We start from the raw sequence: 8,854 nt of genomic DNA, 5'->3' as shown, positions 1-8,854 counted from the left end.
TACGCATGAACAGCTTCCTTGTGATCAGACGAGCAGGCCGGTTGCCCAGGCGAGGAACAGCTCGGGCCAGACGGCGACGGGTTTGCCGAGCGTCTTGCGCAGGCCAAAGCCATGGCCGCCATGGGCGAAGAGATGGGTTTCGACCGGAATGCCCTTCGCCCGCAGCGCCGCGCGGAGCAGCAGCGCGTTCTCGACCGGCACGACAGTGTCGTCCTCGGCATGGAGCAGGAACACCGGCGGGGCGTTGGCGGGGACGTTGCGGTCAGGCGAATGCGCGGCCTCGCGCGCGGCGTCGGCGTCGGCACCGATCAGCAAGTTGCGCGACCCGGCATGGGCGTGCGGCGCGGTCATGGTGATGACGGGATAGATCGGCGCGGCGGCATCGGGCCGGGCGCTGTTGCGGTCGGCGGCGTCGACGGGGTCATAGACGCGCGCGTCGAAGCGGGTGAGCAGGTCGGCGCAGAGATGCCCACCTGCGGAAAAGCCCATCGTGGCGACACGCTGCGGGTCGATGCCATAGTCGCGCGCGCGGTGGCGGATCAGGCGCATCGCGCGCTGCGCATCGGCGAGCGCGACATTGGGTCCGGCGGCCCAGCCTTCGCCGGGCAGGCGGTAGAAGAGAACGAACACGGTGAAGCCGCGCGCCGACAGCCAGCGGCCGAGCTCATAGCCCTCTTTGTCGATGACGATGTGGCGATAGCCGCCGCCGGGCGTGATCATCACCGCCGCGCCATTGGGGCGGTGCGGGCGAAATACGATCAGGCGTGGGCGGGTAATGCCGAGCACGGCGCGGTCGGACAGGTCGCGGTCGGTGCTGCGTTCGGTGACCGTCTCGACCGGGGGCGTGGCGGGCATGCCGGGCGCGCCCTTGGGCCACAGGTCGATCGTTTCGGTCGGGTCGGGAAGCCCCGCCGGCCCCGGCGTTCCGGTGGCCGGCGGTGCAGTCTGGCCGTGGGCGGCGGCGGACGCCATCAGCGCCGCCCCCGCCCCGGCGGTTACGAGAAATGCACGGCGGTCGGGTCGAAGGGGAGCCCCGTTCCGATCCGCCATGCCCCCTCTCTCGGTCACATCTTGATCCGCGCGCCCACCAGGATCGTGCGGCCGAAATGGTTGTTCTCGTAATTGCGACGCGCAGTGATGTCGGTCCAGCGCTCGCGATAGGCGTCGGTGAGGTTGGTGCCCTCGACCGACAGTTCGAGATAGTCGGTCACCTTGTAGCGGACCGAGGCATCGACATTGGTGATGGCTTCATAGCCTTCGAAAATGTTGCCGGTGCCGGAACCTGCGTCGGTGAAGCCGTCACGATAGCTGACCGATGCGCGCGCGCTGAACTTGCTGTCCTCGTAATAGAGGGTCGCGTTGTACTGCTTCTTCGACAGACCGTAGAGCGTGTTTTCGACCGAGACCGACGGCAGCGATCCGCCGGGAGTGGTCGCCGGTCCCTGCTGGGTGTAGAGCGCCGAGCTGTCTACAAAGGTGGCGTTCACGATGCCGCCGAAGTTCGACAGGAAGCCGGGCAGGAACTTGAACGGTGCCTGCAGCGCGATTTCGACGCCTTCCAGCGATGCGCCGGTGCCGTTGCCGGTGGTCGCGATCGTCCAGATCGGCTGCGACAGCTGCGCCGGGTTGAGCGCGGCGGGCGAGGACGGGACCAACACCGAGGGCGACAGGCCCGTTTCGGTGAAAGTTCCGGTGCGCGTGATCGCGACCGGGAAGCTGGCCACGTCCTTCTTGAACAGCGCGACGGAGAAGATCGACTGCGGTGCGAAATACCATTCGAACGCCAGATCGAAATTGGTCGCGCGGAACGGCAGCAGGAACGGGTTGCCGCTGGTGACGCGATAGTTGAAGCCGTCGGCCGAGCCGCCCGGCGTCAGGTTGCCGAGCGAAGGACGCGTCATCACCTTGGCGATCGCGCCACGGATGATGATGTCGTTCGACGGATAGAGGGCGAGATTGAACGAGGGCAACCAGTCCTCATAGTCGCGCTCGACCGTGACCACGACACCGCTGTTGATGCCGTAGGACGACTGATCGGTGCGAACATAGCGGATACCCGCGTTCAGGGCGTAATCGAGCCCGAACATCGCGCCCTTGGCATCGAACTGGAGATAGCCACCCGTCGTCTCTTCGACGACGCCGCGATTATTGCCGACGTCGAGCGCTGCAGTGCGGCCATAGAGGTTGGTATAGGCCGTGGCGGCTTCGAGGTTCGGGATCAGCCACTGGGTCGTCGTGCCCGAAGGCGCGTTGGAGCCGGTCAGCGTGAACAGCTCCGACAGCGCGGTCGTGACCGGGAATCCATAGACGGCCGTCGGACCGAACAGGCTGGTCGGCGAGCAGGTGAGGGTGCCGAGCACGCGATCGACGCCGCCATTGCCGCACACCGCGGTGTCACGGGTAAAGGCGACGATGTCGTAGTTATAGCGCCGCCAGACCGCGCCAGCCTTGACCGTGAAATCGTCGGTCACGTCCCATTCGGTGCGCAGCTGCGCATTGCGGAACTGGTTGAGCACGTTCGACGGACGGTCGCGGATTTCGGCGAGCTGGAAGTTGCTCGGCGTGGTAACGCTGGTGCCGAAGGTCAGGGTCGGCGCCTGCATGTTGCGATAGTCGTAGCTATAGCCCTGCGCATCGCGATCATCGAACACGATGGTGGTTTCGACCGGCACATCGGCGTTGGAACGCGAGTAGCCGCCGATCAGGGTGAAGCGGAAATTGTCGGTGACGTCCTGATCCCAGGTCGCGCCGATCTGGTAGAATTCGGTTTCGCTCTGCTTCAGGAAATGCTCGGTCCGCACCCATGCATCGTTGAGCGTGGCGGCGATCATGTTGTTGTTGCTGTCATAGACCGGATTGACGACGTTGATCGAGCGCTCGTTCGAACGCAGCAGCACCTCGCCCCACTTCTCGCGGCGGTCGGCCTTGAAGTTGGAATAGAGCGCGTCGATCGAAACCTTGGTCGCATCGCTCGGCGACCACTGGATGCTGCCGGTCAGGCCCAGACGCTCGCGATCATGGGTGATCTCGCCATAGCGCGGGATGCGCGGGTGGAACGACAGTGCGGCCTGATCGCACGCGGCGCTGGGCACATAGGTGCCGCCGCTGTTCGCGGTGGTGAAGCAGTTGGTGCCGTTGACCGAATCGAAGCGTGCCTGTGCCCAGCGCACGGTGTTGTTGCCGATCTCCTTGGTCGTGGTCTTCTGATAGGCGGCCGAAACAGAAGCGCCGAGCGTGCCGTCGGGCGACTTCCATCCGATCAGGCCGGCGACGCGCGGGCCCCAGGTATCCGACAGGTCGTTGTAGCTGCCCTGCGCCGATGCGGCGAAGGTGAAGCCTTCCTTGCCTTTCAACGGGTTGCCGGTGTTCAGGTCGACCACTGCGCCCAGCGACCCTTCGTCAAGGTCGGCCGACGCGGTCTTGTGCACCACGATCGAGCTGAACAGCTCCGATGCGAACACGTTGAAGTCGAACGCACGGTCGCGGTTCGACGCTGCGCCGTCATTGCTGGTGGTGATCGTCTCCAGCCCGTTGACGCGGACGCGGGTGAACTGCGAGCCGAGGCCGCGCACGGTGATCGCGCGTCCTTCGCCGCCGTCGCGCTGGATCGCGATGCCGGGAATGCGCTGCAGCGATTCGGCGAGGTTCTGGTCGGGGAATTTGGCGATGTCCTCGGCTACGATGGCGTCGACTGCGGCGACCGAGTCGCGCTTCACGTTGAGCGCGGCGTCGAGCGAGGCGCGGAAGCCGGTGACAACGATTTCCTCATCCTCACCCGCGGTCGGCTGGGCCGGCGCGTCCTGCGCCTGGGCGGCGGTGGCGATGACAAGGGCGGAAGTGGCTGCCAGCAGGCGCGCTCCGCCACGGCGAACAGTAAACCGCATTGATATTCCCCTCTCAAACGGTGTCGATGACACCGGTAGCTACAAAAGACCTGGCAAATCGCGCAGGCCTCGATGTCGATGCGGAGGGGATGCCGGGTCGCGTGGCGCGTCCGTACGGCGTGATCCTCTCCAAATTCGCCGTGTTCTCACGGTCGAACACTGGCTTCGCGTATGAGAAACCGGTGTCATCGCGCTTCTCTGCCATTCCCTCGCGGCTGTCAACCCGCGGAAGCACGGTGGTGCCGGCTGACCGAGGCGCGTCACCGACTGGGAATGTGCCCCAGTTCCAAGCGCCGGATCGTTACGGATGACGTTTGGCGATTGAAACGCAGCCCCGTCTTTGATACCGGTGTCATACGACGGGCCGGCAACAGGCCTGCGACGCGACATCAGAGAGGGGATTTCATGGCCATTCGTCAGCTTCATTTTGCCCGCCGCTCGAGCTCGGGGCTCGCACTGGCACTGTCGCTTCTGGCGGCTGGGCCTGCCTGGTCGCAGCAAGCGCCGGCGGACGGCCAGTCGGATGCGGAGAGCGAAGAAGTCGTGGTCACCGGTTTCCGCGCCAGCCTCGCTAACGCGCTGAGCGACAAGCGCAAGGCCGATCAGATCGTCGATTCGATCACTGCCGAGGACATTGCCGATTTCCCGGATGCGAACATCGCGGAGTCGATCCAGCGTCTGCCCGGCATCTCGATCGACCGCGACAATGGCGAGGGGCGCTCGATCACCGTGCGCGGCCTGGGCGGCGATTTCCAGAGCGTGTTCCTGAACGGCGCCGATGCGCAGAACATCTCCGGCGGCAACCAGTCCGACGCGGGCGGCAACCGGTCGCGCGGGTTCGACTTCAACACCTTTGCCTCGGAGCTGTTCAGCGGGGTCAAGATCACCAAGTCGGTGACCGCGAAGGACGAGGAAGGGTCGCTTGGCGCGATCATCGACCTGATCACCGGCCGCCCGCTGGCCTACAAGGGCGACCGTATCGCGATCGGTGCGGAGGGCGAGTATCGCGAGAATGGCGACAGCTGGAACCCGCGCCTGACCGGTCTGTTCTCGAAGCGGCTGGCCGACAATTTCGGCATCCTCGGCACGGTCGCATTCCAGGATCAGCGCCAGCAGATCGATTCCTATCGCCGCCAGCCCGGCCAGTTCGAATATGCCTATCGCAACTCGCAGCACACCGGCGTGACGCCGAACGTGTTCGGCTTTGCGCGTCCGACCGGCACCGGCACCGGCGCAACCTTTGGCTCCGATCCAACCGCTTATGCGCTGGTCACGCCGACCACGATCATCCCGGCGCTGCCGCAGATCGGACGGCAGGATCTGCAATATGACCGGCTGGGCGTCACCTTCACCGCGCAGTGGCAGCCGACCTCGCGAACCGAGGTCATCGCCGACTTCGTCTACTCGCGCTACCGGCAGGACTCGAACTCGCAGGGCATCACCCCGATCGGGCTGAACCGCAACGGCACCAACGCCCGCGTCGCGCAGAACACGCTGCGGGCGCTCAACACCGCCAACGGCCTCGCCGATCGCCGCGCGCTCTATGCGCGCTGCGATGCCAGTGCGTCGCTCGACTGCGGGCAGGCGCTGTACGGCAACACGCTCGTTGCGGGCACGCGCGCCAGCTACAACCCGTTCAACCTCGACCCGTTCGACTATTACAATTCGACCGTGTCGCCGGGTTATATCGCGAACGCCAACAGCATCGCTTATTATGACGAGCTGCTCGGCCGTCCGGGCACGCAGATCCGCGCGGCGAACGTCAACGCGGCCGGGCAGGCCGATTATCTGGTCCTCGACAATGTCGACTGGCGCAGCTTCGCCGATGCACAGTTTGGCCAGACCAATTTCAAGCAGGCGACGCTGAACGTGAATCACGAGTTCAGCGACAGCTTCCGCGTCGCCCTCACCGGCGGCTGGTCGAAGTCCGAATTCGACGCGACCGGCCTGCTGGTCGAGTTCAACTCGATCGATCGCGACGGCTATGTCTTTGACGAGCGCGGCGGCGGGCGCATGCCGGTGTTCAACCCCGGCTTCAACGTCGCCGATCCCACCCAATGGACTTTGGTCAAGGGTCTGTCGGTGGTCCGCTACTTCACCAATGAGGTGAACAACGAATTTCGCGTCGGCCGCGCCAATTTCGAATGGGATTTGTCGGAACAGTTCACGCTGCGCTTCGGCGGCACTTACAAGACGTTCGAATTCGACAGCCTGACCGGTCGCCGCAACCAGGGGATCGAGGCGATCAACCCGACGCTGCAGGAAGCCGGACTGCAGATCACCCAGCTCGGCCAGCTGGTCGGGTTCGGTCAGGGTTTGAACGTGACCGCGGGCACGCCGACCAGCTTCTATGCGCCCGATCTCGACGCGTTCCGCCGTTACTTCTCGGTCGATTGCAACTGCATCAACAAATGGGGCGATTATCGCGCGCAGGTCGACGGGCGTGAGCGCAATGCGGTGAAGGAGCGCGATCTGGCCGGTTTCGTCCAGATGGACTTCGACGTCGACGTGATGAACCGCCGTCTGCGCGGCAATGTCGGCGTGCGCGTCGCCAATACGCGCGTTGACGGCACGGGTTCGGTCGGGGGCGCGGCCAATGGCGTGGTTGGCACGATCGTGACCGCGCGCAACGAATATACCGACGTGCTCCCGGCCGGTAACCTGACCTGGGAAGTCGCCGACAATTTCCAGATTCGCGCCGCCGCCGCCAAGACCATGTCGCGGCCGCAGCTTGCAGCGCTGACCCCCGGCACGACGTCGTTCCCGACCGGGCTGACGCTGGGCGGTTCGGCACCGTCGATCACCGTCGGCAACCCGTATCTCAGCCCGTTCCGGTCGACCAATCTCGACCTCAGCTTCGAATATTATTGGGGCACCAACGGCTTTCTGGGGCTGGCGCTGTTCCAGAAGGACATCAGTTCCTTCCCGCAGCAGGTGGCGGGTGAATTCCCGCTTCAGGCGATCTATCCGCAGGAGATTATCGACCAGATCATCCCGAACATCACCAGCGCGACGCTCGCGCAATATATCCGCGATGGCGGGGTCTTCGCGGTCCGTCAGTTCGACGATGCGCCGGGCGGCAAGATCCAGGGCGTTGAGGTCAACGTCCAGACCAACTTCTTCTTCCTACCGGGCTTCCTGCAGCGGTTCGGCGTCACCGCCAACTACACCTATATCAAATCAGAACTGAACTATCTGACCGGCACGACGCTCTCGACGGTGCAGGGGCAGACCACGTCCACTGCGGTCAACGAATTTGCGACTGGGCCCTTCCTCAACACCTCGCCGCATTCGTTCAATGCGACGCTTTACTATGAGGACGGCCCGCTCAAGGCGCGCGTGTCGGGTGCGTACCGTAAGGAATATGTGAACCGCTTCCCGCTGTCGTCGGGCACCTGCTCGGTCGGCACCACGACCAATGCCGGCGGGCCGTGCAACTCGCCGGTGGTCGCGGACTTCGGGTATAATGAGGATACGTTCAACCTCGACTTCTCGATGTCCTATGCGCTGACCAGGGAAATCCGGCTGTCGCTGGAAGGGCGCAACCTGACCAACGCGACCCAGTATCGCACCATGTATCAGGCGAATCCGGTGTCGAGCAGCTATGCCAGCACCGGGCGCATCGTCACCGTCGGCGTGCGCGCGGTCTTCTGATGTTGAGCGCACTGCTGCTGATGTCTGCGGGGGCGGCGACCCCGCTCCCCGCCTTTCCCGGGGCGGAGGGGGCGGGCGCAGTCGCGCTCGGCGGGCGCGGCGGCAAGGTGCTCATCGTCTCCAATCTGGCCGACAGCGGCCCCGGCAGCCTGCGCGCGGCGGTCGAGGCCAAGGGGCCGCGCATCATCGTGTTCGCGGTCTCCGGCACGATCCAGCTGGCCAAGCCGCTGACGGTGCGCGAGGGGCGGGTGACGATCGCCGGGCAGAGCGCGCCGGGCGACGGCATCACGCTGCGCGATCATCCTTTGGTGGTACAGGCGGACGATGTCGTCATCCGCTTCATCCGCTCGCGGCTGGGCGATGAATCGAAGACCGAGGCGGATGCGATCTGGATCCGCGCGGGGCGGCGGATCATCCTCGACCATGTGTCGGCGAGCTGGTCGGTCGATGAAACACTGTCGGTGTCGGGCAATTATGGCGAGCCGGGCGAGGGCTGGTACGATGTCACCGTGCAATGGTCGATCATCGCGGATTCGCTGACCAGATCGCTGCACGCCAAGGGCGAGCATGGCTATGGCAGCCTGGTGCGTGGCGGGCGCGGGGCGCGGGCGAGCTTTCACCATAACCTCTGGGCCAACCACAGCGCGCGGATGCCGCGTCCGGGCAACTACGCCCCCGCCGCCGCCGATCCCGACGGGGCATTTTTCGATTTCCGCTGCAACCTGTTCTACAATTGGGGCGGCGGGCGATCGGGTTACAATGCCGACAAGGACAGCCTCTCGCGGTACAATTTCGTCGGCAACGCCTATGTCCGCGGGCCGCAATCGACCAAGGCCATCGCGTTCAACGAGGGTAATCCGGTGGCCAAGTCGTGGTTCGCCGACAATGCCATGGACGGGGTGGTTCCAGCCGATCCGTGGTCGCTTGTGAGCGGGATTGCCGACCCCGCGCAGAAGCTCGCGGCTCCGGTCGAGATGCCCCAGGTCGGATGTGCCGGGGCTGCGGGCGTGGAGGTGGCGGTGCTGGCGCGCGCCGGTGCGTCGCGCAGCCGTGACAGCGTCGATGCGGCAGTGGTCGCGGGCGTGCGCACCCGCACCGGCAAGCAGATCGACAGCCAGCGCGACGTGGGCGGCTGGCCCGAACTCCGCTCAACCGCTGCGCCGCAGGACAGCGATGGCGACGGCATGCCCGATTGGTGGGAGCGCCAGCGCGGGCTCGATCCCAAGCGCGACGATTCCGCGGGCGATCGCAACGGCAATGGCTATACCAATGTCGAAGACTATCTGAACGCGCTGGCCGCTGGCTGAGCGGACCGC

General features: G+C 65.3%; 4 protein-coding genes. 2 read left to right on the top strand and 2 right to left on the bottom strand.

What is annotated here, in order from left to right; translation table 11 throughout:
• Positions 1-24 precede the first annotated feature (24 nt).
• Positions 25-1,050, bottom strand: coding sequence for an alpha/beta hydrolase (locus AX681_RS02290; RefSeq protein WP_066656676.1), 1,026 nt, complete (start codon positions 1,048-1,050; stop codon positions 25-27).
• A gap of 14 nt (positions 1,051-1,064) precedes the next feature.
• A complete protein-coding gene (locus tag AX681_RS02285; RefSeq protein ID WP_066656678.1) occupies positions 1,065-3,884 on the bottom strand; it encodes a TonB-dependent receptor in 2,820 nt (939 codons plus the stop codon).
• Positions 3,885-4,289: 405 nt separating this feature from the next.
• Here AX681_RS02285 and AX681_RS02280 point away from each other — a divergent pair, with 405 nt between their 5' ends.
• Positions 4,290-7,538 carry a TonB-dependent receptor gene (locus AX681_RS02280; RefSeq protein ID WP_066656680.1) on the top strand — a complete coding sequence of 1,083 codons (3,249 nt, stop codon included), beginning with the start codon at positions 4,290-4,292 and terminating at the stop codon, positions 7,536-7,538.
• On the top strand, positions 7,538-8,845 hold the full coding sequence (locus AX681_RS02275; protein ID WP_066656683.1) for a pectate lyase family protein: 1,308 nt from the start codon (positions 7,538-7,540) through the stop codon (positions 8,843-8,845). Before AX681_RS02280 ends, AX681_RS02275 begins: the two co-directional genes overlap by 1 nt.
• Positions 8,846-8,854 lie beyond the last annotated feature (9 nt).

The sequence above is a fragment of the Sphingomonas sp. CCH9-E2 genome, from assembly GCF_001557215.1.
Lineage (GTDB): Bacteria > Pseudomonadota > Alphaproteobacteria > Sphingomonadales > Sphingomonadaceae > Sphingomonas.
Note: the sequence above shows the minus strand (reverse complement) of the source record. Positions and strands in the feature narration are given on the sequence as shown.